Source organism: Saccharopolyspora sp. NFXS83, assembly GCF_026241095.1.
Classification (GTDB): Bacteria; Actinomycetota; Actinomycetes; order Mycobacteriales; family Pseudonocardiaceae; genus Saccharopolyspora_C.
Window position 1 is genome coordinate 14,406 of record NZ_JAPFGB010000029.1, and the last position, 21,350, is coordinate 35,755.

Below are 21,350 nucleotides of genomic sequence, written 5' to 3' on the forward strand. Positions count from 1 at the left end.
TTGGAAAACCCCTGGCATAGCGCACAAATCGGTGCTTTCCACGGCCACCTGACCACACGCGCGGCAGCGGGTTGATACTGCGGTGGTGACGAGTTCGGTACGTGTGGGAGTGGACATCCGCCCGTTCCGCGCCTGGGTCCTCGCGCCCGAACGCCTGCGCGGCCTCGCGGACCGGCACGCCACGCCGTGGGACCGTGTTGACGTCGGGAATTCCGTGCGGCTGCTGGGCGAGTGGAAGCGGCTCGCGGTGCTCGCTCGTGAGGAACGTCCGGCGATGTACGTCTACGAGCAGTCCGGGCCCCTCGGCGTGCAGCGCGGCGTGATCTCCGCCGTGCACCTGGACAGCCGGCTGTTGCCGCACGAGGACGTCACCCCCGCTCATACCGACGGCATGGTCGAGTTGATGCGGGCGGGGGAGATGAGCATGCCGCCCATCCTGCTCGGCTATTCCGGGACGGACCGCATCGCCGAACAGCTGGACGCGGCGACCCGGCAACGGCCGTTGACCGAGCTGCGCACACCGGACGGACAGGAGCACCGCGTGTGGCGACTCGCGGAGCGGGAGATCTGCGGGCAGATCATCGATGGGCTGCACCAGCGGGCCGCGCTCATCGCGGACGGGCACCACCGCCACGTCGCCGCCCGTCGGTTCCGCCGTGATGTCCACGCCGCTGGGCACGGCCGTGGGCCGTGGGATTACCTGCCCGCGTTACTCGTCGACACCAAACGCAGCCCGCTGCGGCTGCGGCCGGTGCACCGGGTGTTGCCGCACGCCGACCCGTGGAAGGTGCTCGCCGCCGCGCAGCAGTGGTTCCAGATCACCGCGCTGAGCGGGCCGCTGGAGGAATGGCTCGACGTGCTGCGGGCGCGGGCGTATCACGGCCCGGCTTTCATCGTGGCGACACCGGACAGAGCGTTCCTGCTCGACCGGCCTGATGCGCACTTCCTGGCCGGGCCGTGCGGGAGGTTCCCGGAGTCGTTGCGGTCGATGCACATCTCGGTGTTGCAGGCGTTCCTCGACACGGTGCGGGATTCGCCGGAAATGACCGTGCACTACGAACCGAGTGCGCCGAGGGCGTTGCACGTGGTGCGCGAAGTCGGAGGGATCGCCGCCATCACGTTCCCCCCGAGCAAGCTGGACCTGTCCGCCGCTGCGGCGACCGGTGTGCGCCTCCCGCCGAAGGCCACGGCGTTCGGCCCCAACCCGCATCCCGGCCTGGTCCTGCGCACGCTTCCCAGTCCTCGCCTGCCCTGACCTCTCCGAGCGGCAGCCCGACCGAATCCACCGTGGCCGCTGGGGGATCCGGCGGAGTGAACGGCCCGTTCGCCCAATTCCGTTGGCTGAACGGTCCGTTCACCTAATTCGATCGGCTGCCAACGCTGATCTCGACGCACCTGAGAATCCGACGTTCGAGAGAAGTGAACGGCCCTTTCGCCCAACGCTATTGGGCAAGCGGGCCGTTCACTTCGAAAGCCGTTCGAGCGGGGTGGGGATTCGGATGGAGTGAACGGACCGTTCGTCCTGCGGGATTGGACGGACGGTCCGTTCACTCCACCCCGATCAGGAGGGGGTTGTGGGGTGGAAGCGGCGGAGGCGGAGGCTGTTGGCGACCACGAAGGCGCTGGAGAAGCCCATCGCCGCCCCGGCGATCATCGGGTTCAGCATGCCTGCCGCGGCGAGCGGGAGCGCCGCCACGTTGTAGGCGAACGCCCAGAACAGGTTGCCCTTGATCGTCCGCAAGGTGCGGCGGGACAAGCGGACCGCGTCCACCGCCGCCCGCAGGTCACCGCGGACCAACGTGATGTCGGAGGCTTCGATCGCCACGTCCGTGCCGGTGCCCATCGCCAGGCCCAGGTCGGCTCGGGCCAAAGCGGCGGCGTCGTTGATGCCGTCGCCGACCATCGCCACCGCGCGCCCTTCGCCCTGCAGCCGGGTGATCACCGCGGCTTTGTCCTGCGGAAGCACCTCGGCGATGACTTCGTCGATGCCCACTTCGGCGGCCACGGTGCGCGCCACGGTCTCGTTGTCGCCGGTGAGCAGCACCGGGCGCAGACCGAGGCCGCGCAGCCGCCGGATCGCTTCGGCGGAGGTCGGCTTCACGGTGTCGGCGATTTCGAGCACGGCCCGCGCGACGTCGTCCCAGGCCAGCACGACTGCGGTGTGCCCTGCGCGTTCCGCGGTGGCCTTTGCCTCGTGCAGCGCGTCCGGGAGTTCACCGTCGAAGATCCGGCCGATGCTGACCTGGTGGTCTTCGACGGTGGCTCGCACCCCGAGCCCTTCGACGTTGCCGAACTCGGCCGCGACCGGGAGTTCGCCGACCCGTTCCGCGGCGCCGAGCGCGATGGCCCGCGCGATCGGATGTTCCGAGGCGTGCTCGGCGGCACCCGCCAGCCGCAGCGCCTGGATCTCGTCGGTGCCGTCGGCGAAGTGCACGCCGACCAGCGACATCTGCCCGGTGGTGACGGTCCCCGTCTTGTCCAGCACGACCGTGTCGATGCGCCGCGTCGATTCCAGCACTTCCGGGCCTTTGATGAGCACGCCGAGCTGCGCGCCCCGGCCGGTGCCGACCAGCAGCGCGGTCGGGGTCGCGAGCCCGAGTGCGCAGGGGCAGGCGATGATCAGCACCGCGACGGCCGCGGTGAACGCGGCGTCCACGCCGCCGCCGGCCAGCAGCCACCCAACCAAGGTGGCCAGGGCGAGCACGATGACGATCGGGACGAACACCGCGGAGATCCGATCCGCGAGGCGCTGCACCGCTGCTTTGCCGGTTTGCGCTTCTTCGACGAGTCGCGCCATCTGCGCGAGCTGGGTGTCGGATCCGATGCGGGTGGCGCGCACGATCAGCCGTCCGCCCGCGTTGACGGTGGCACCGGCCACGGAGTCGCCGGGACCCACTTCGACGGGAACGGATTCACCGGTGAGCACGCTGGCGTCGATCGCCGAACCGCCTTCGTCGACGGTGCCGTCGGTGGCGATCTTCTCGCCGGGGCGGACCACGAACCGGTCGCCCACGACCAGCTGGTCGATGGGGATGCGCTGTTCCCGGCCGTCGCGCAGCACCGCGACGTCCTTCGCGCCGAGTTCCAGCAGCGCCCGCAGCGCCGCGCCGGCCCGGCGCTTCGATCGGGCTTCGAAGTAGCGCCCGGCGAGGATGAACGTCGTGACGCCGGCGGCCACTTCCAGGTAGATCGACCCGGATCCGCTGCCGGAGCCGGTGCTGAAGTCGAAGTCGTGGGTCATGCCGGGCATGCCGGCGGTGCCGAAGAGCAGTGCGTACAGCGACCACAGGAACGCGGCGAGCGTGCCGAGCGAGACCAGGGTGTCCATGGTGACCGCGCCGTGGCGCAGGTTCGTCCACGCCGCGCGGTGGAACGGCGCACCGCCCATGACGACGACGGGAGCGGCCAGCGTCAGCGAAATCCACTGCCAGTACGTGAACTGCAGAGCGGGCACCATGGCCAGCGCGATGACCGGTATCGACAGCGCGGCAGCGGTGATCAGCCGGTCGCGCAGCGCGGTGGTCGAGTCGTCCTCCGCGTCGTCCGGGGAGGTGTCCTCAGCGGGTGGTGCGGGGACCGCGGCGGTGTATCCGGCGGCTTCGACCTGGTCGATGAGCCGCTGCGGGTCGAGCTCGGCGGGGTAGCTGACGGCGGCCTTCTCGGTGGCGTAGTTGACCGTGGCGGTCACACCGTCGAGTTTGCCGAGCTTGCGTTCCACGCGATTCGCGCACGAAGCGCAGGTCATGCCTCCGATGATCAGCTCGACCTGCCGTCCGGTGGCGCCCGGTGCCGTCGATGCTCCAGTGCTCATCGTGCGATCTCCTGTTCACCCGCCGCGCGGATCCGTCCGGAAGGGACGTCCGCAGTGGACTTGTCGGGATGTGCCGCGAGGCGGCGGGAGCGGCGGAACCGCTCCCGCCTGGACGCCTACGCGTTCACCAGCTGGTAGCCGGCCTCCTCGACCGCACCGCGCACCGCGTTCTCGGACAGCGGTTCGGTGCTGGTCACGGTCACCGCGCCGGTGGCGAGGTCCACGGCGACGTCGGAGACGCCGGAGAGCTCGCTGATCTCCTCGGTCACCGAGCTCACGCAGTGTCCGCAGGTCATCCCGGTCACGGTGTAGGTCGACTGGCTCATGTACGTCCCTTCCTCATGGTCGTCTTGCCTTGCGGGCGCCGGCCGCTCTCGTCGTCCGTCAGGAGCGCACCAGCCGGGCGATCGCGGCGCCGGCCTCGGCCACCTTCTCGTCGGCGGCGTCGCCGCCTTCGGCCAGTGCTTCGGTGACGCAGTGCTTGAGGTGCTCGTCGAGCAGTCCCAACGCGACCGACTGGAGCGCCTTGGTGGTGGCGCTGATCTGGGTGAGCACGTCGATGCAGTACTTGTCGTCCTCGATCATCTTGGCGAGGCCGCGGACCTGTCCCTCGATGCGGCGCAGCCGCTTCGCGTACTCGTCCTTGTCCTGTGTGTATCCGTGCATCGAGCTCTCCCCGGTCCGGCGCCAACGGACACAGGTATACCCATGGGGGGTATGGGTGTCAACTGTGGCCTGAATGTGGGCATCGATGCACGGGGTGCGGAACATGCACGTCAGGGGCGTGCGGTGCGCCGGGAGGTGCCGGAGGGGTTCGAGCGTTCCAGCGCCGGTCCACGTGCGGCGGATTCGGCCGGTCGATCGCAGGTTCACCCCTCCCGACCGGATACCTACTAGAGGTAGGTTCCGGGGTGGCCGCCGTGTGATCGCCCGTTCCGGGCGGGAGGAGCATCAGTGCACCGAACGACCCGCGTGACCGTTGCCCTGTTGTTCGCGGCCTGGACCGTGGACTACATCGACCGGCTCATCATCAACGTCGCGCTGCCGTCCATCGGTGAAACCTTCGGCCTCGACCACGGCGAACGCGGACTGGTCGTCTCGGCGTTCTTCCTCACCTACGCGCTGATGCAGATCCCCGGCGGGCTGCTCGCCGACCGCTACGGCGGAGTGCGGATGGCCTCGCTGGCGCTGCTGCTCTGGTCGGTGTTCACCGGGCTCACCGCCTTCGCGTGGTCGTTCACCGCGTTGCTGGCCGTGCGGCTGAGCTTCGGGGCCGCGCAAGGTCTGTTTCCCGGAGCCTCGGTGAGCGCGCTGAGCGCCCGCAGCGTTCCCGAGCAGCGGCTCACGGCCAACGGCTGGATGCAGAGCTCCAACGCCATCGGCGCGCTGCTGGCAGCCGTGGTGGGCTCGGCGCTGCTGTCCGTCTGGGACTGGCGAATCGCGTTCTGCGCGGTGGCCGGGCTGGGCCTGCTGGTGTTCGTGGCCGTGCTGCGGTGGATGCCGGAGCCGCTCTCGCTCGACCTGACCGGACCACGCCGGGTCGCGGGCGGCACGATGCGGGTGCTGCGTTCACCCGCGATCTGGGGTTTCGCGGTGATGTTCTTCGCCTACGACATCGTGAGCTGGGGGATCAGCACCTGGACCACCTCCTACCTGGTGGAACGGCACGGGCTGCCGATCGGTGAGGCCGGGCTGGTGGTCGTCGGCCCGACGCTGCTCGGCGCGATCGGGATCGTGGTGGGCGGCCGGCTGTCGGACCGGTTCGGCGGACGTCCTCAGCGGGTGGTCGTGCCCAGCATGATCGTGGTCGGGGTGCTGCTGTTCCTGCTGCCGCGGATGCCCACGGTGCCGCTGTTCGTGGCCTGCGCGACGGTGCTCGGCGGCGTCGCCGGGCTGGCCTACCTGCCGTGCTTCTCGGTACCGCTGCGCAGCCTGCCCGCCGCGCTGAGCGGAGCCGCGGCCGGAGTGATCCTCTTCGGTGGGCAGCTCGCCGGGGTGCTCAGCCCCAGCGTGTTCGGTTACGTCGTCGAGCACGCCGGCTACACCACCGCGTTCACCGCGCTGATGGTCGGCCCCGTCGTCGCCATCGCGGTCGTGCTGGGAGTACCGCAGACCACCGAGCACTTCCTGCGCCGTTTCGGTGGGGTGCCGGTGCGCGACGGTGCGGTTTCGCGCGGGTGAGCGGGTGTGCTGGAGTGCTGCTCTGATCGGCCTCCGGCTCGACGCGGGCTCGCGGAGGTGAGGGCGCCCGGATGCCGGGGCTCCGGTCGGTACGTCGCCTCCTCGACCCCCCTCTCGCCGTGAGCGCCCCGGGTTGATCCGTGCTCCGTCCGGCCTGGGCTGGATGTGAGTGAACGGACCGTTCGCCCGATCCAGCTGGACGAACGGTCCGTTCACTCCGCCAGAAGCGACCGCGTGCACGTCCACGGCTGAGCGCGTCGGCGAGCATCTGCCCGGCCGTCGGCCCGCCGAGCGTTTCCGAGTGAACGGACCGTTCGCCCAACGGGATTGGACGAACAGGCCGTTCACTCCAGTCGATCCCGGTGGTTCACGGGTAGCTGAGGTGGTCGGGGCGAGTGAACGGACCGTTGGTCCAACGAGTTCGGGCGAACGGTCCGTTCACTCCGGAAGTGGTGGTTGGGGTGTGGTCGCTCGTCGGGTGCGTTCCTGGGCGTCGTGCGGCGGGGTGGGGCGGGTGATCACCTGGGGCTTTGACTTTTGTACTCGCTCGTACAATGATTGTACTTGACAGTACAAACCACGGGAGGTAAGCGTGACCGCTCAGAGCGCGAACAAGGTGCAGATGTCCGAGGAGGGAGTGGCGCCCGCCGACGCCCGTCCCGAGTTCACCTTCGAAGAGGCCAAGAGCGATCTCCGCCGCAGGCAGAACCCCAAGGCCGACAAGTACAAGAACGCGAAGTTCCTCTCCGCCACGGTGCCGATCAACCGCGAAGCGGCCGACCACGTGCTGCCCGCCGGCGTGAAGATGGACGAATCGAGCACCGCGACGCTCTTCGTCGTCGACTACCCGTGGACGAACTTCAACAGCACCTACCGCGAGGCCGCGCTGTTCCTGAACGTCAAGCACGGCCCGTTCCGCGCCGCGCACTGCCCGTGGATCGTGGTGGACGACGACACCGCGCTCATCGGAGGCAGGGACACCCTGGGCTTCCCGAAGAAGATCGCCGAGATCGACTGGTCCGAGCAGGACGATGGCGTTGAGGCAGTGGTCCGGCGCCGCGGCGTCGAGCTGATCCGGATGAGCGGCAAGTTCGGCGAGGAGGTCGACTCGGTCCCGCCGATCTTCAACCAGCCGTTCCGCAACGTGATCGGCACCGTCGGGCTCTCGGTGCCCCGGCTGGTCACCTTCAGCACCGTCGACCACCCGCTGGAGCAGCGCAACGCCGACGTCGACCTCACCGTCGGCGGCTCCTACACCGACCCGCTGGACACCCTCATCTCCGGCCCGCCGCTGAACGCGCACTTCCGCCGGGTGAACATGAGGGTGGGCAAGCTGCCGCTGCCGGTGGGCCTGGTGTCGCCGACCTTCCTGCTGCGCATGCACCCGATGCGGGACAGCTGAGCGAAGGGAGCCGGTCATGACCGGTGCCAAGGGGGAGAAGCCGGAGCGCGCGCAGCACCTGCCGCTCGCGGTCCGCAAGGAACTCGTGCTCGACGCGGCACTGCGGGTGTCGCTGCGCGACGGGGACGCCGTGTCCATGGACGCCGTGGCCGCCGAGGCGGGTGTGGCGAAGACCGTGCTGTACCGGTGCTGGAGCAACCGCGAGACGATGCTGCACGCGCTGGACGAGCGGGAGAGCAGTCGGCTCGCCGAGCAGCTGGCCACCGCGCTGGACGCGGCGCAGGCGGAATCCGACCCGGCGCGCGCCCTGCACGGGGTCCTCGTGGCCTACTTCGCCGCGGTCCGCGACTCCCCGGACAGCTACCGGCTGCTGTACGGGACGAGGGTGCGTGCGGACCGGGCGCAAGCCGTGCAAGGCTCGAGGTCCCGCGCGATCACCCGGCTCACCCCGGTGCTGCACGGCTGGCTGGACGGCTCCGGTTCCCGCCCTGGCAGTGAGCGCCGTGCGAGCGCGCTGGCCGCGCTGGCGGTCGGTGCGGCCGAATCCGGTGCCCGGTTGCTGCTCGACCCCGAACCCGACTGGAGCCCCGAGGAGCTCGCCGACTCGGTGCGCACCCTGTTCGCCGGCGGCGTTCCCGCGTTCGACGACTGACGTTCCCCCTCACACGGGTTTTCCCGCGCCGGCCGACGATCGTTCGCCCCCTCTTCCCCATGCCACCCAGCGGTTCGCGTTCGCCTGGCCGAGGCAGCCCGGCGGCGTGATCGACCGTGCCCGGAAATCACCGCCAGGCCCCGGAAACGTGAGCTCGACCGACATCCGAAAGGACACTCCGATGACAGCTGTCCCGGCGCTCACCGAACACCCGTCGTCCCCTGACCTGCCCACCACGATGCGCGCGGCTCGATTCGACGCGGCGACCCGCGAGCTCGCGATCCGCCGAGTGCCCGTTCCGCTGCCGGGGCCGGGTGAAGTGCTGGTGCGAGTGGCCGCCTGCGGAATCTGCCAGTCCGACGTGAGCCAGCTCGACGGCCACATCGCACCTCGGCTGCCCGAGATCACGCCAGGGCACGAAGCCGCCGGTGTGGTCGCCGCGCTCGGCGAAGGAGTGCACCACCGGCAGGTGGGCGACAGGGTGGTGATCGCCGCGGGGAACGAGTGCGGCGCTTGTTCGGAATGCCGGACCGGCGGCGGCACCGACCGGTGCGAGGACCTCCAGGTGATGGCGTTCCACTACGACGGCGCCTGGGCCGAGTACGTGCTGACCGCTGCCGTCTCCCTGGTCGACGTCCCCCGGTCGGTGCCGTTGGAGCACGCGGCCGTGCTCGCCGACGCCGTGTCCACCCCGTACGGAGCCATCGAAACCGCGGAGCTGCGCGCGGCGGAATCGGTGGGGATCTGGGGTTTGGGTGGGCTGGGCACGCACCTCGTGCAGCTGGCCCGGATCTGCGGCGCCTCGCCGATCATCGCGCTGGACCCGTTGGCGTCGGCGCGAGAACGTGCGCTCGACCTGGGCGCGGATTACGCGCTGGACCCGGCCGCTGCGGACACGGCCGCTCGGATCAAAGAGATCACCGGTGGTCGTGGGCTGCGCGCGGCGTTCGACTGCGTCGGGCGGAGCACGACGTTCGCGCAGGCCGATGCGGCACTGGGGCATCGCGGCAGGCTCGTGCTGATCGGCATCTCCCCGGATCAGCTAGAGGTCGGTCGTGAGATCCACTTCGTGCGCAATCGGCACAGCGTCATCGGCCACACCGGTTACCGGATGCGGCACCTGGAAGACCTGGTGGAGCTGACCGATCGCGGCAGGCTCGACGTGTCCGGTTCGGTCACCGCCGTGCTGCCGCTCGACGACGTGGCCGAGGGCATCCGCAGGCTCCGCGACCACGACGGCGCCCCGATCCGCATCCTGCTGGCGCCGTGACGGGGTCGGAGTGAACGGACCGTTCGCCCAATCTCACTGGACGAACGGTCCGCTCACCCGCCCCGAACTCGGTCGTTGACGTCACGCCTGCTCGGTAGCGGCCGTGGGACGGATTTGGAGTGAACGGACCGTTCGTCCCATCTGATTGGACGAACGGTCCGTTCACTCGGGGAGCCCGGTCGGAGCGCCGGCTTCGGATGGTGCGGGCGGGATCGAGTGAACGGACCGTTCGTCCAAGGGGATTGGGCGAACGGTCCGTTCACTCCAACCGGGTGGGTGCCGCGGGGTGTGGTCTCCGGCGGGGGCGAGGGGTGGCGACGAGGTTCCAGTGGTTGTCAGGGGTTCGGGGGGCGTGGTCGATTGGGGAGAGCGGAGAAGGGAGTGGGGGCGTGGGCGAGCGAAGGCCGACGATCTACGACGTGGCGCGGCGCTGCGGTGTTGCCGCTTCCACCGTGTCGCGCGCGTTCAGCAATCCGTCGCGGGTCAACGCCACGACCCGCAGCCGGGTCCGGGCCGCGGCCGTGGAGATCGGTTACGAGCCGCGCCCGCTGGCCAGGGCCGAAGCGCCGGGTCGGTCGCGCACGTTGATGCTGGTGGTCACCGACATCGCCAACCCCTACTACGCCGCGATGATCAAGGCGGTGCAGTCCCGCGCCATCGAGCGGCACTACACGCTGGCGCTCACCGACAGCGACGAGTCACCGCAAGTGGAGGCGGGGAATCTGCGGCACCTGCTGGCGAATTCGACCGGTGGCATCCTCGCCACGTCCCGGCTGGCCGACGATGTGGTGCGGCACTTGGCGCGGCACCGCCCGCTGGTGATGGTGAACCGCGTCATCGAGGGCTTGCCGAGCTTGGTGGTGGACACCGCGGGCGGGATGCGCACGGCGGTGCGCCACGTCGCGGCGTTCGGGCACCGCCGCATCGCGTACCTGTCCGGTCCGCGCAATTCGTGGATCAACGGCCAGCGCTGGACGGCGGTGCACGCCGAGGCCGCGGCACTGGGCTTGCAGTCGGCGTACCTCGGGCCGCATCCGCCGACCAGGGAAGGCGGGCGGGATGCGGCGGAGGCGTTCGTGCTCGACGGGGCGACCGCGGCCATCGCCTACAACGACCTCGTCGCCATCGGAGCGATGCAGCGGGTGCGGAGCATGGGGCTGCGGGTGCCGGTGGATCGCAGCATCGTCGGCTGCGACGACATCTTCGGCGCCGACCTGGTCGCGTTGACGACGATCGCCGGGCCTGCCGAGAAGGTCGGCGGGGCCGCGGTCGACCTGGTGCACGCGGAGTTGACCGGCGGCGCGACCCGGTCGCTGACGTTCGACGCGCACCTCGTGGTCCGCGGCTCCACTGGACCGGCACCGGCAACCGATGGCAACTAGTTGTCCGACGCGCGACCCGCGGCCGATTCTGCGGGCATGGCTAGTGGTTCGACTCCGCTCGCGCCGCACCCGGATCGGCTGCTGCCCAGCGATCCGGTGCAGCGGCCCATCGCTCGGCGCCTCTACGCGGCGGTCCGCGACCTGCCGCTGATCAGTCCGCACGGGCACGTCGACCCCGAGTTGCTGGCGGCGGACCGGCCGTTCGCCGACCCGGCGGCGCTGCTGGTGACGCCCGATCATTACGTGACGCGGCTGCTGCACGCCCACGGCGTCGCGCTGCACGAGTGCGGCCTCCCCGGCGGGCCGCAGGAACCGGCGCCGCCGCGGGAGGTGTGGCGGGCGTTCTGCTCGCACTGGCACCTGTTCCTCGGCACCGCGTCGCGGCAGTGGCTGGAGTCGGAGCTGCACGACGTGCTGGGTGTGGTGGTGCAGCCGTCCGCGGCGACCGCCGACGCGCTGTTCGACGAGCTCACCGAACGACTGGCCCGGCCCGAGCTGCGGCCTCGCGCGCTGTACCGGTCTTTCGGGATGGAGGTGCTCGCCACCACCGACGATCCCGCCGACGATCTGCGCCACCACCGCGCGCTCGCGGAGGATTCGAGCTGGCAGGGGCGGGTGGTGCCGACGTTCCGCCCGGACCGCTACCTCGACGCGGCCCGCCCGGACTGGCCGGCGGCGCTGGACCGGCTCGCGGAGGTCAGCGGCATCGACACCGGCGACTACCGCGGGCTGGTCCGGGCGTTGGAGGCGCGGCGGGAGTTCTTCCGCGAACACGGCGCCACCGCGACGGATCACGGCGCCCCGGACCCGCGCATGGAGTTCCTGCCGGAGCGGGAGGCGTCCCGGCTGTTCGCGGAGGTGTGCGCCGGGCGCGGCGACGCGGCGCTGCTGTCGCGGCAGCTGCTCGGCGAGATGGCCCGGATGTCCAGCGAGGACGGCCTGGTGCTGGCGCTGCACACCGGGAGCCTGCGCAACCACCACCCGGAGACCTTCGCCCGCTACGGCCCCGACACCGGCCACGACATCCCGACGCGCGCCGAGTTCACGGAGTCGCTGCGCCCGATGCTGCGGCGGTTCGGCACCGATCCGCGGTTCCGGACGGTGCTGTGCGCGCTGGACGAGTCGGTGTTCTCCCGCGAGCTCGCCCCGATAGCCGGGTTCTACCCGTCGGTGTACTTGGGCGCGCCGTGGTGGTTCCTGGACGCGCCGCGCGCGATGCGGCGGTTCCGGGACGCCGTCACCGAGACGGCCGGTTTCCACCGCACCGCGGGATTCATCGACGACACCCGGGGTTTCTGCTCCATCCCCGCCCGGCACGACACCGCGCGCCGGGTGGACGCCGGGCACTTGGCCTCGCTCGTCGCGGAGCACGTGCTCAGCGAGGACGACGCCGCGCAGGTCCTGCGCGATCTCAACGACCGCCAGCCCCGCACCGCCTTCAGGTTGTGATCGTGCGCCTGCATCGGGACACCGAACCCGCCCCCGTCCGCGCCGTGCACTGGGGCCTCGGCGCGTTCCACCGCGCGCACCAGGCCTCCTACACGGCCGCCGATCCGGAGTGGGGCATCGCCGCGTACACGTTCCGCAGGCGGAGCTCACCGCGCAGGGCGGGCTGTATTCGCTGCTGGTGCGCGGCGAGGGCGTGCGCACCGTCGGCTCGATCAGCCGGGCGCACGCGGGTGCCGAGCGCGAGCGGTGGCTCGCCGACCTCGCCGCGCCGGAGGTCGCGGTGGTCACGCTCACCGTGACCGAGGCGGCCTACCGGGTGCCGCGGGCGGGGGAGGATTCCGCGATCTCCCGGCTGGTGGCGGGGTTGCGCGCTCGGTTCCGCGGCGCCGCCGCGCCGATCACCCTGGTGCCCTGCGACAACGTGCCGGACAACGGGGCGGTGCTGCGCTCGGTGCTGCGGGCGGCGGTGGCGGGGGAGGGTGCGGCGCTCGCGGCGTGGGTCGAAGCCGGGGTGTCGATCGCGAGCACCGTGGTGGACCGGATCACGCCCGCCACGACCGCCGCCGACGTGCGGGCCGTGCACGAGCTGACCGGTGTCCGCGACGCGGTGCCGGTGGTGACCGAGCCGTACGCGGAATGGTTGCTGGCGGGCGACTTCCCCGGTGACCGGCCGGGCTGGGAGCGGGCGGGCGCGCGGTTCGTCGACTCCGTCGACGACTACCAGCGGCGCAAGCTGTGGCTGCTCAACGGCGCGCACAGCCTGCTCGCGTACGCCGGGCTCGGGCGCGGCCGGAGCTCGGTCCGGGAGGCGATGGACGACGCGGTGCTCACCGGGCTGGTCGAGTCGTGGTGGGACACCGTCGCCCGGCACCTGCCGCTGCCCACGGCGGAACTCGACGAGTACCGGGCCGCTCTGCGGCGGCGCTTCGAGGCACCGGCCATCGAGCACCGCCTGCGGCAGATCGCGGTGGACGGTTCGCAGAAGATCCCGGCGCGCATCCTGCCGGTCCTGCACCGCGAACGCGCCGCCGGTCGGCTGCCGGAGGCCGCGGTGGCGGTGCTCGCAGCATGGATCGCCCACCTCCGAGACGGCGACGTCCACGATCCGATGTCCGCGGCCCTGGTACCGGCGGCGCGCTCCGGCGCCCGCGGAGTGCTCACCGCACTCGACACCGACCTGACCTCGGACGACGAGCTGATCGCGGCCATCGACGCCGAAACCCCGACCACTACGGCCAGCGAGCAACCGTAGCGGCGAAACGCTTCCGGCCCGACCTCCGCGCACATCCCCGGCCCGTGGCAAGTAGTGGCAACTGATTGCCGCCGGTGCCGCGCCTCCCTAGCTTGAACGCACTCCGCACCGCCCGAGAGCCGCGACGGCGGCGAACCCCCACAACGACGTGAGAGCCGGATTCCTCCGGCCAGGGAAGGGAAACCACATGCACCCGTTGGACTGGGTGATCATCGCAGGCTATCTGCTGATCATGCTGGCGATCGGTGTCTGGGCGCACCGCCAGGTCGCCGACACCGCGGACTTCTTCACGGCGGGCGGCAGGATGCCGTGGTGGCTGGCCGGGATCTCGCACCACATGTCCGGCTACAGCGCCGTCGTGTTCGTCGCCTACGCCGGGGTCGCCTACGACCAGGGCATCGTGTCGTACGTGGTGTTCATGTTCCCGCTGGCGGTCGCCACCGGGATCGGCGCCTTCCTGTTCGCCCCCAAGTGGAACCGGCTGCGCACGCACTACCGCATCGCCTCCCCGCTGGAGTACCTCGCGCAGCGGTTCAACGTCCCCACCCAGCAGGTGCTGGCGTGGAGCGGTTCGCTGCTGAAGGTGTTCGACGTGGCGGCCAAGTGGTCGGCGATCGCGTTGCTGCTCAACAAGTTCGTCGGCATCCCGCTCGGCTGGGGCATCGTGATCACCGCGGCGGTGACGCTGGTGTACTGCACCGCGGGCGGTTTGTGGGCCGACGCGCTCACCGAGCTGGGGCAGTTCGTGATCCAGGGCGTCGCCGCGTTCGCGATGATCGGCGCGGTCGGGATCGCCTTGGCCGACCGCGGGTTCAGCTACGCGAACTTCTGGTCCGCGCTGCCGGAAGGCCACACCTCGCCGACCACGAGCAGCTATCCCGCGTACTTCCTGCTGGTGTACGTGCTGGTGAAGACGTTCGAGTACAACGGCGGCATGTGGAACCTGGCGCAGCGCTACATCGCCACCCCCACCTCGGCGGCGGCGCGGCGCACGGCGCTGCTGTCCAGCGCGCTCTACCTGGTGTGGCCGATCGTGCTGATGCTGCCGATGTTCGCGGCACCGCTGCTGGTGCGGGTGCAGGACTCCGAGGACGTCTACGCCGAGATGGCCTTGCAGTTCCTGCCTGCGGGGTTGCTGGGGCTGGTGCTGGTCGGGGTCTTCTCGCACACGATGGCGATGGCCGCGTCCGACGCGACCGCGATCTCGGCGGTGATGACCCGCGACGTGCTGCCGCACGTGTGGCGTCGCGCCCGGGGCTTCACCGACGAGCAGTTCCTCCGGGCGGGCCGGGTGCTGACGGTGGTGTTCGTGTTCCTCAGCGTGGTCCTGGCGCTCAACGCCGAGAACCTCGGCGGCGTGCTGGGCATCATCGTCGCTTGGGTGGGCGCGCTGATCGGGCCGATCTCGATCCCGATGATGCTGGGCATGCTGCGGCCGTTCCGGCACGTCGGGCCCACGGCCGCGCTGACCTCCTGGGCGGGCGGACTGCTCACCTTCGCGCTCACGAAGTACGTGCTGGGGCTGTCCGAGGCGATCACCGTGGTCTCGCCCGTGCTGGTCTCGTTGCTGCTGTTCGCGGCGGTCGGTTCCTGGTGCCGGGACGCTCCGCCCGCCGCCGAGGAGATCACCGGCGCGCTCACCCGCGATCCGGATCCGACCGGCGCGGAACCCGCCACGACGTGATCCGAGCGCGCCGCGACCGCGAACACCTGGCGTTCGCGGTCGCGGCGCGCGGATCAGACGTGGGTCACCAGCAGCGTCACGCCGACCTCGTCGCCGCAGTCGACGAAAACGGGTCCGACGCCGTTGCCGACCTCCTCCCGGAGCGTGGCCTTGGCCTCGAATCCGTTCGGGTCGGAATTGACTATCTCGATGTTCTCCAGAACGGGTTTGCCGCCCATTCCGCTGATGAATCCGCGCAGTTCCTTCCCGCCGCCGCAATGGCCGGTCAGGGTCACTTCCTGGCCGCGTTCGGAGGTCGGGTTCGGGCTCACGTTCACGACGGCGCGAGCGCCCTTGGGGGGAAGGTCCTTCGCCTGCATCTCACTGGTCACGTTGCTCTCCTGCCGGTCGTGCTGCTGGTCCTGCGGGGCGTTGGCCGCGTACGCCACACCTGCTCCTGCCGCCATCAGCGCGATTCCGATGATCGCGCTGGAAATGCTCGTCAAATTCTTCGAGTTCGCCATGTTCGCCCCTTTGCCAGTTCTTCCGCATTCATCAAGCAAGTCGAACCGGGCGGGGTTCCAGGTTCTCCGAATCGAAGTGACGTGGATCACTCAAGTGGTCGTGCGGGCGAATCGCGGAAAGTCTCAACGCAAGTCGACCCCGTGCACGCCGGATCGATCGGGTAGGCGTCGCTCGCGCGGTCCGGGAAGATCGCGAGGGCCAGCGCGATGCCGAGCAGCACCGGCAGCACCGCCGTCCAGCGGGCGCGGCGCAGCACCAGCAGCAGGAACCCGCCTGCTCCGAGACCGCCGAACAACAGCAGTTGTCCAATGTGGACTTCGAGTGCGACGGTGGTGTACGGCGAGTTCGGGCCGCGCAGCACGGGCGACAGCAGTTCCACCGCGATCGGCAACCCGCCCTCCGGGGTGAACGTCTGCGGCCCCGGCTGGAGCACCACCGTCACCGCGAACGCCGCGAGCGTCGCCATCGCAGGCGTGATCGGAACCGGGAGCGCGTGCCCCAGCCCCATCCCGGCCACCGCGCCCGCCACCAGCGCGAGCGCGCCGATCAGCAGCGGCGCCACCCAACCGGTCGAGTACCAGCTCGTGTACCTCGCGACCCGCACCGCGCCGAACGCCAGCGGCACCAGCATCGCCACCACCAGGCAACCCGCGACGGGAGCGACGAGCAGAGCCATCCGGTGCCAGGCCGGGCGCGGAATGCCCGCCAGCACCTCGTCCAGCCGGGCGCGGCGCCGAGCGCAACCCAGCCACGCGCCCAACCCGACCACCACCGGCCAAGTGAAGGACAGCTGGTGGCGCTGCCACAGCACCAGCGCCGTCCACTGCTCGTCCCACTGCGCGCCGCCGTGCGCCCACGGGCCGCTCATGTTCAGCAGCACCACCGTCGGCAGCAGGAAACCCGCCGCGAACCAGAGCGCGCCGGACCGGCGCAGCTCGATCAGCAGCAGCCGCCCGATCACGCGGCCGACCCGCGCCGCGCGAGCAGTGCCGCGTAGCCGCGCTCGCTCGCGGTGTCCCCGTCGTCGGATTCGGCGCCCGCCGCCGCCAACTCGCCCGGAGTGCCGCGGAAGGCGAGCCGCCCCCCGTCGAGCAGCAGCACCGAATCGCAGGCGGCTGCGACGTCCTCCACCAGGTGCGTCGAGACGACGACGCACGTGTCGGCGGCGAGCTCGCGCAGCAGATCCCGGAACCGCATCCGCAACGTCGGATCGAGCCCCGCCGTCGGCTCGTCCAGCAGCACCACGCGTGGGTCGTTGACGATGGCCTGCGCGATCCCGGCCCGGCGCACCATCCCGCCGGACAACGTGCGCATCCGGTCGTCCGCCCGATCGGCGAGGCCGACCCGCTCGATCGCCCGCTGCACCGCTCCCGGCACCTCTGCGGCCGGCATCTCCTTGAGCCACGCCAGGTACGTCACGAATTCGCGGACGGTGAACCGGCGGTAATAGCCGAAATCCTGCGGCAGGTACCCGGTGCGGCGCCGCACGTCCCGCAGCGCGGGCGAACCCGCGGGCACGCCGAGCAGTTCCAGCTCACCGCTTCGCGGGCGCAGCACGGTGGCCAGCGCTCTGAGCAAGGTGCTCTTGCCCGCCCCGTTCGGGCCGAGCAGTCCGTGCACGCCGGTGCCCAGCGCCAGGTCCAGCCCGCGCACCGCGACCCGGCGGCCCGCCCGCAGGGTGAGGTCCGCTGCGCGGACCTCGTGCGCGTACGTCGTCGGCGCCGTCTCGGCGGCGGTCACCATTCGTGCCACGATCTCCCTCTTTCATCCTCCGGCGAGGCGGGTGAACGCCTCCGCTCGAACCACCAGCACCACGGCGGAGACCACCGCGACGCCCGCCCACACCGGCGTCGTCGTCCACGCCAGCACCGTCGCGGGCAGTTCGGCGACGAACAGCGCGCCGCCGACCAGCAGCAACCAGGTTCCGGCCACCCCGAGGGTCGCCCGGTGCACGCCGACGGCGCTGCCGAGCGCCAGCGACAACGCCGTGCACGCCGCGCTCGGCAGCAGCCACAGCAGCGGAGAAGTGCCGACCAGCAGACTCGTGCCCGTCAGCAGCGGCACCACCGGCACCAGCGCCGCGAACGTGCGGCGCAGCACCAGCGCCAGCCCGGCGCGCGGCGTCGCCACCGCCAGCTCGTGCATCGGGTCGAGCCCCGTCGACCAGGCCGCGGCCACACCGAGCACCGGGACCACCGGCGCGAACAGCAGCAGCGGCGAGTCCCCGTCGGGCCGCCCGGACACGAGCGCGAGCAGCACGGCGAACACCGCCACCAGCAGCGCCCCGGCGATCCACGGCAGCATCGCGGGCGCGGCCCAAGTGTCGAGCACCACCCGGAACCGGCGACGCGGCGCGGGTGCCACGTGGCCGAGCTCCGGGGCGATCCCTTCCCACGCGTCGAGGACCAGCGCGGACACCTGCTCGTTCGGCACGTCCGCGAGCCGGACGCGGCACTCGGCGCAGGATTCGAGGTGGCCCTCCAGCGCCCACTCCTGCTCCGGGCTGATCGTGGTGTCGCCGCGGACGTATCCGGCGATCAACTCCTCGGAGGCGTGCTCGGTCATGTCAGGGCCTCCCGCATCGCGATCCGCGCGCGTCGCGCTCGGGTCTTCACCGTTCCTTCGGGGAGCCCCAGCAGGGCTGAGGTCTCCCGCACCGACAGGCCGTCGAGCACCATCGCCTGCAGCACCTGCCGCAGCTCGGGCGCCAGCCGGTTCAGCGCGCCCCCGAGCTCGCCGCCGACTGCGCCCTCCAGGGCGACCTCCTCGGCGGCGGGCGCGCTCACCGGCTCCGCCGCGGCGGGCGGTGGAACGGCGTGCCGGGCGCGGCGGCGGAACGCGTCGACCAGCCGGCGCGAGGCGATCGTCCACAACCACCCTGCCGAACCACCGTCCACATCGGACCCGGTGAAGGTGCCTGCCGCGCGCCACACGGCGACGAAGGTCTCCTGCAGCACGTCCGCGACGATCTGGTCGTCGGCGCACCGCCGCCGCAGCCGCACCGTCAACCACGGTGCGGTGCGGCGGTACAGCTCCTCGAAGGCGCGCTGGTCGCCCTTGGCGACCAGCCGCACGAGCGCACCGTCATCGGCCCGCTCGATCGTCGCTCGGCCCCATCTCACCTTCCGCAAGACGCCGCAAACCCGCCCCCGGTTCTCCCACGAGCAGTGTCTTGGATCACATCAAGTGAACGGACCGTTCGTCCAACCAGATGGGACGAACGGTCCGCTCGCCCACCGCCATCGATGAGTGAACGGCCCGTTCGTCCAACTAGACGGGGCAAACGGTCCGTTCACCCACCTCCGAACACGCACGACGGCTGGCACTGCTGGGGCGGAGTGAACGGACCGTTCGTCCAACGGGATTGGGCGAACGGTCCGTTCACTTGAGGTGGTGCGCTACCCCGTGGGTGCTGCGCTCCTGGAGCGGGTCAGGCGGCGGGGTTCTGGTTGGCGCGGCTGATCTGGTCCTGGAGGGAGCGGCGCAGCTCGGGGTGGTCCGGGCCGGTGCCGAGGTCGGCGGGCATCGGCGCGGGCGCCGAGGTCACCGGGCCGTCGACCGGGAACACCTCCTGCTCGCCGGGTAGCGGCACGGACGGGCACACCGCGTCGGCCGGGCGGGAGCCGTGCAGCAGGAACACGTTCACCATGCCGTCCACGCAGGGGTTGTTCGCCATCGCGTACTGCCCGTGCGTCGGTGAGTCGTCCACCGAGACCATGCTGACCGCGCCGGCCGCGTCCACGGCGGCGGAACCCTGCTCGTAGGCGGTCTGCGGATCGAACTCGCCTTGGACGACGAGCACGTTGTCCGCCACTTCGGGCGGCAGCTGAGGCAGTTCCTGGCGCGGGGTGTCGGACCAGTACCCGCAGGTCTCGCTCAGCCCGTAGGCCCAGCCGTTCAGCGGCAGGTCCGGTCCTTGGCGGTCGCTGAGCTCCTGGTACCACTGCGCGGAGCGGGTCGGCTGGTCACCGCAGGCGACGGCGAACCGCGTTCCGGACACCGGCACGTAGTCCTCGGCGAGCCCGTCGGCGACGCGCTGCGGGGTCAGTTCGGTGAGCGGGACGCCGAAGTTCGCCCGCGCCTGCTCGTCGAGCATCGCCTGCAACTCCGCGGAGCGGGCCGGCTCCGGCGGCTGCTGCCCGTTCATCTCGTTGATGGCGGCGACGAGCACCGCGCTCGCCAACGCCCAGCGGATCTCGCTGCCCGCGCCGACGAACAGCGCGTCGAAGTTGTCCGGTGCGATGCCCTGCGCGGCGTAGAACGCACGCACGTCCTCCCAGGTGCGCCGGGCGGATTCGACGTCGGTGCCGACGAGTTCGGGGAATTGCCGGGTGGTCCACGGCAGGTACACGTCGTCGAACCAGCGCTGGCCGATGCGCGGGAAGTCCTCGAACGCGGCCTGCAACCTGCCCTGCCAGTTCACGTTCGAGTCGAGGATCATTCGCCCCGAATGCCGTGGGAAGAGGGCGGCGTATTTGGCGCCGAGCCAGGTCCCGTAGGAATAGCCGAGGTAGTTGAGCTTCTCCTCGTGCAGGAGGGCGCGGATGAGGTCCATGTCGTGGGCGGTCTGCCAGGTCGTGATGTACGGGGCGATCGCATCGCTCTGGCAGGATTCGGCGATGGCCCGCGGGGTTTTCCGATGTTCGGCGATGCTCGCCGCGGAGCGGTCCCGCGCGTCCAGGCTGGTGCCTTGAGGTAATCGGTCGAGGGGCACTTCGCACAGGAATCCCAGCTGTTCCGGTGCGACCGCGCCTTCTTGTCCGGTGCCGCGCGGATCCATGCCGATGAGGTCGTACCCCTGGTGCAGGTCCGGTTCGAGCCCGGCGATCGCTCCGGCCATCGAGCTGCCTTGTGCACCGGGTCCTCCCGGGTTGACCAGCAGCGATCCCAGTCGTTCGCCACCGGCCCGCACTCGGCTGATCGAGACCGCCAGGTCGGGTCCGGCTTCCGGGTCGGCCCAGTCTCGGGGCACGGTCACCACGGCGCACTCGGCGGGAAGGCTGCCTTCGGCCGGTTCGAACGGGCAGGGGCCCCAGGTGAGCTGCTGGCCGGAGTACTTCGGCGGGGCCGCGTCGTCGGCGGCCGAGGCGACGCCGGGCAGGCCGGTCACCGCCAGTCCCAGGCAGGCGGCGGTGAGTGCCGCCCGCTTCGCTGAATCACGCATCGAACCTCCAGTGAAAAGTGGTCGGTTCGATTGTTCGCGTGGGCTTTAGGATTTGTGTACTGGTCTCGTGGATGAATTGATTCGAATCTTCTAGTTCGCGGGAATGAGGCGCATGGCCGAAAGTACGAAATGCACCGGAAGAGCTTGCCGCGGATTCTTCGGGGAGATTAGTTTTCCGGCCATGACGACTTCGAACGTGCACGTCCCTTCCGCTCCGTCGACCATCAACTGCGCAGTGCTCGCCTACCTCGCCGCCGCGGTGATTCCGATGGTCTGGGGAACGATCGAGCTGTTCTCCGGTTCGCAGCCCCCGGCGCCCGGTGTGCCCCCGGAGCTGAACTCGATGCTCGTGAACCTCGCGCTGGGAATCTCCGTGGTGTCGATGCTGATCTACGTGTGGTTGAGCTTGAAGCTGCGGGCCGGCCGCAACTGGGCGCGGATCGTCTTGGCGGTGTTCACGGTGCTGCAACTGCTCGCGCTGTTCGGTCCGGCGGGGGCGGCGGCCTACGTCGGGCTGGGCCTGGCCGCGGTGGGCTTGGTGCTGAGCTTCCTGCCCGACTCGAACCGCTACGTCGTGGACGTCAAGGCGCCGCGGTAAT

At 70.8% G+C, this 21,350-nt stretch carries 19 protein-coding genes; 10 read left to right on the forward strand and 9 right to left on the reverse strand.

Annotated features, from left to right (window positions below; all coding sequences use genetic code 11):
- Window positions 1-85 precede the first annotated feature (85 nt).
- Window positions 86-1,255, forward strand: coding sequence for a DUF1015 family protein (locus OOZ19_RS24760; protein ID WP_266092560.1), 1,170 nt, complete (start codon window positions 86-88; stop codon window positions 1,253-1,255).
- Between the two features lie 306 nt (window positions 1,256-1,561).
- Here the strand turns inward: OOZ19_RS24760 and OOZ19_RS24765 are convergent, their stop codons facing one another.
- From OOZ19_RS24765 to OOZ19_RS24775, 3 genes are all read right to left on the reverse strand, one after another.
- A complete protein-coding gene (locus tag OOZ19_RS24765) occupies window positions 1,562-3,811 on the reverse strand; it encodes a heavy metal translocating P-type ATPase (RefSeq protein WP_266092561.1) in 2,250 nt (749 codons plus the stop codon).
- Window positions 3,812-3,927: 116 nt separating this feature from the next.
- The gene (locus OOZ19_RS24770; RefSeq protein WP_243789613.1) at window positions 3,928-4,137 is read right to left on the reverse strand and encodes a heavy-metal-associated domain-containing protein; all 210 of its coding nucleotides are present in this window, start codon (window positions 4,135-4,137) and stop codon (window positions 3,928-3,930) included.
- A gap of 58 nt (window positions 4,138-4,195) precedes the next feature.
- The gene (locus OOZ19_RS24775) at window positions 4,196-4,477 is read right to left on the reverse strand and encodes a metal-sensitive transcriptional regulator (RefSeq protein WP_184477411.1); all 282 of its coding nucleotides are present in this window, start codon (window positions 4,475-4,477) and stop codon (window positions 4,196-4,198) included.
- Window positions 4,478-4,783: 306 nt separating this feature from the next.
- Here OOZ19_RS24775 and OOZ19_RS24780 point away from each other — a divergent pair, with 306 nt between their 5' ends.
- From OOZ19_RS24780 to OOZ19_RS24815, 8 genes are all read left to right on the forward strand, one after another.
- On the forward strand, window positions 4,784-5,992 hold the full coding sequence (locus tag OOZ19_RS24780; RefSeq protein ID WP_266092562.1) for an MFS transporter: 1,209 nt from the start codon (window positions 4,784-4,786) through the stop codon (window positions 5,990-5,992).
- Between the two features lie 592 nt (window positions 5,993-6,584).
- Window positions 6,585-7,394: an acetoacetate decarboxylase family protein gene (locus OOZ19_RS24785; protein WP_266092563.1), complete on the forward strand. Its 810-nt coding sequence runs from the start codon at window positions 6,585-6,587 to the stop codon at window positions 7,392-7,394.
- Between the two features lie 16 nt (window positions 7,395-7,410).
- Window positions 7,411-8,046, forward strand: coding sequence for a TetR/AcrR family transcriptional regulator (locus OOZ19_RS24790; RefSeq protein ID WP_266092564.1), 636 nt, complete (start codon window positions 7,411-7,413; stop codon window positions 8,044-8,046).
- A gap of 181 nt (window positions 8,047-8,227) precedes the next feature.
- On the forward strand, window positions 8,228-9,316 hold the full coding sequence (locus tag OOZ19_RS24795) for a zinc-binding dehydrogenase (RefSeq protein ID WP_266092565.1): 1,089 nt from the start codon (window positions 8,228-8,230) through the stop codon (window positions 9,314-9,316).
- A 389-nt stretch (window positions 9,317-9,705) separates the two neighbouring features.
- Window positions 9,706-10,698, forward strand: a complete 993-nt coding sequence (locus OOZ19_RS24800) for a LacI family DNA-binding transcriptional regulator (RefSeq protein ID WP_266092566.1) — start codon at window positions 9,706-9,708, stop codon at window positions 10,696-10,698.
- Window positions 10,699-10,734: 36 nt separating this feature from the next.
- Window positions 10,735-12,147 (forward strand): glucuronate isomerase, encoded by a 1,413-nt coding sequence (uxaC, locus tag OOZ19_RS24805; RefSeq protein ID WP_266092567.1) that lies wholly within the window; start codon window positions 10,735-10,737, stop codon window positions 12,145-12,147.
- Window positions 12,148-12,256: 109 nt separating this feature from the next.
- Complete coding sequence (locus OOZ19_RS24810) at window positions 12,257-13,399, forward strand: mannitol dehydrogenase family protein (protein ID WP_266092568.1); 1,143 nt, start codon at window positions 12,257-12,259, stop codon at window positions 13,397-13,399.
- 187 nt (window positions 13,400-13,586) lie between these two features.
- Complete coding sequence (locus tag OOZ19_RS24815) at window positions 13,587-15,083, forward strand: sodium:solute symporter family protein (RefSeq protein WP_266092569.1); 1,497 nt, start codon at window positions 13,587-13,589, stop codon at window positions 15,081-15,083.
- A 53-nt stretch (window positions 15,084-15,136) separates the two neighbouring features.
- Here the strand turns inward: OOZ19_RS24815 and OOZ19_RS24820 are convergent, their stop codons facing one another.
- The 6 genes from OOZ19_RS24820 to OOZ19_RS24845 all read right to left on the reverse strand — a co-directional run bounded on the left by OOZ19_RS24820 (window position 15,137) and on the right by OOZ19_RS24845 (window position 20,751).
- Window positions 15,137-15,586: a hypothetical protein gene (locus tag OOZ19_RS24820; protein WP_266092570.1), complete on the reverse strand. Its 450-nt coding sequence runs from the start codon at window positions 15,584-15,586 to the stop codon at window positions 15,137-15,139.
- An 86-nt stretch (window positions 15,587-15,672) separates the two neighbouring features.
- A complete protein-coding gene (locus OOZ19_RS24825; RefSeq protein ID WP_266092571.1) occupies window positions 15,673-16,548 on the reverse strand; it encodes a hypothetical protein in 876 nt (291 codons plus the stop codon).
- The gene (locus tag OOZ19_RS24830) at window positions 16,545-17,330 is read right to left on the reverse strand and encodes an ABC transporter ATP-binding protein (protein ID WP_266092615.1); all 786 of its coding nucleotides are present in this window, start codon (window positions 17,328-17,330) and stop codon (window positions 16,545-16,547) included. The genes OOZ19_RS24825 and OOZ19_RS24830 overlap by 4 nt, the downstream gene beginning before the upstream one ends.
- Window positions 17,331-17,351: 21 nt before the next feature.
- Window positions 17,352-18,152: a zf-HC2 domain-containing protein gene (locus OOZ19_RS24835; RefSeq protein ID WP_266092572.1), complete on the reverse strand. Its 801-nt coding sequence runs from the start codon at window positions 18,150-18,152 to the stop codon at window positions 17,352-17,354.
- Window positions 18,149-18,661 carry an RNA polymerase sigma factor gene (locus OOZ19_RS24840; protein ID WP_266092573.1) on the reverse strand — a complete coding sequence of 171 codons (513 nt, stop codon included), beginning with the start codon at window positions 18,659-18,661 and terminating at the stop codon, window positions 18,149-18,151. Before OOZ19_RS24840 ends, OOZ19_RS24835 begins: the two co-directional genes overlap by 4 nt.
- Window positions 18,662-19,017: 356 nt before the next feature.
- Window positions 19,018-20,751 carry an alpha/beta hydrolase gene (locus OOZ19_RS24845; protein WP_266092574.1) on the reverse strand — a complete coding sequence of 578 codons (1,734 nt, stop codon included), beginning with the start codon at window positions 20,749-20,751 and terminating at the stop codon, window positions 19,018-19,020.
- 181 nt (window positions 20,752-20,932) lie between these two features.
- Here OOZ19_RS24845 and OOZ19_RS24850 point away from each other — a divergent pair, with 181 nt between their 5' ends.
- Window positions 20,933-21,349, forward strand: a complete 417-nt coding sequence (locus tag OOZ19_RS24850; RefSeq protein ID WP_266092575.1) for a hypothetical protein — start codon at window positions 20,933-20,935, stop codon at window positions 21,347-21,349.
- Window position 21,350 lies beyond the last annotated feature (1 nt).

Bases quoted from the DNA above. Each gene is read 5' to 3' on its own strand.
- OOZ19_RS24765 (WP_266092561.1), bottom strand. From the start codon at position 3,811: ATGAGCACTGGAGCATCGACGGCACCGGGCGCCACCGGACGGCAGGTC.
- OOZ19_RS24770 (WP_243789613.1), bottom strand. From the start codon at position 4,137: ATGAGCCAGTCGACCTACACCGTGACCGGGATGACCTGCGGACACTGC.
- OOZ19_RS24775 (WP_184477411.1), bottom strand. From the start codon at position 4,477: ATGCACGGATACACACAGGACAAGGACGAGTACGCGAAGCGGCTGCGC.
- OOZ19_RS24790 (WP_266092564.1), top strand. From the start codon at position 7,411: ATGACCGGTGCCAAGGGGGAGAAGCCGGAGCGCGCGCAGCACCTGCCG.
- OOZ19_RS24795 (WP_266092565.1), top strand. From the start codon at position 8,228: ATGACAGCTGTCCCGGCGCTCACCGAACACCCGTCGTCCCCTGACCTG.
- uxaC (WP_266092567.1), top strand. From the start codon at position 10,735: ATGGCTAGTGGTTCGACTCCGCTCGCGCCGCACCCGGATCGGCTGCTG.
- OOZ19_RS24815 (WP_266092569.1), top strand. From the start codon at position 13,587: ATGCACCCGTTGGACTGGGTGATCATCGCAGGCTATCTGCTGATCATG.
- OOZ19_RS24820 (WP_266092570.1), bottom strand. From the start codon at position 15,586: ATGGCGAACTCGAAGAATTTGACGAGCATTTCCAGCGCGATCATCGGA.
- OOZ19_RS24830 (WP_266092615.1), bottom strand. From the start codon at position 17,330: ATGGTGACCGCCGCCGAGACGGCGCCGACGACGTACGCGCACGAGGTC.
- OOZ19_RS24835 (WP_266092572.1), bottom strand. From the start codon at position 18,152: ATGACCGAGCACGCCTCCGAGGAGTTGATCGCCGGATACGTCCGCGGC.
- OOZ19_RS24845 (WP_266092574.1), bottom strand. From the start codon at position 20,751: ATGCGTGATTCAGCGAAGCGGGCGGCACTCACCGCCGCCTGCCTGGGA.
- OOZ19_RS24850 (WP_266092575.1), top strand. From the start codon at position 20,933: ATGACGACTTCGAACGTGCACGTCCCTTCCGCTCCGTCGACCATCAAC.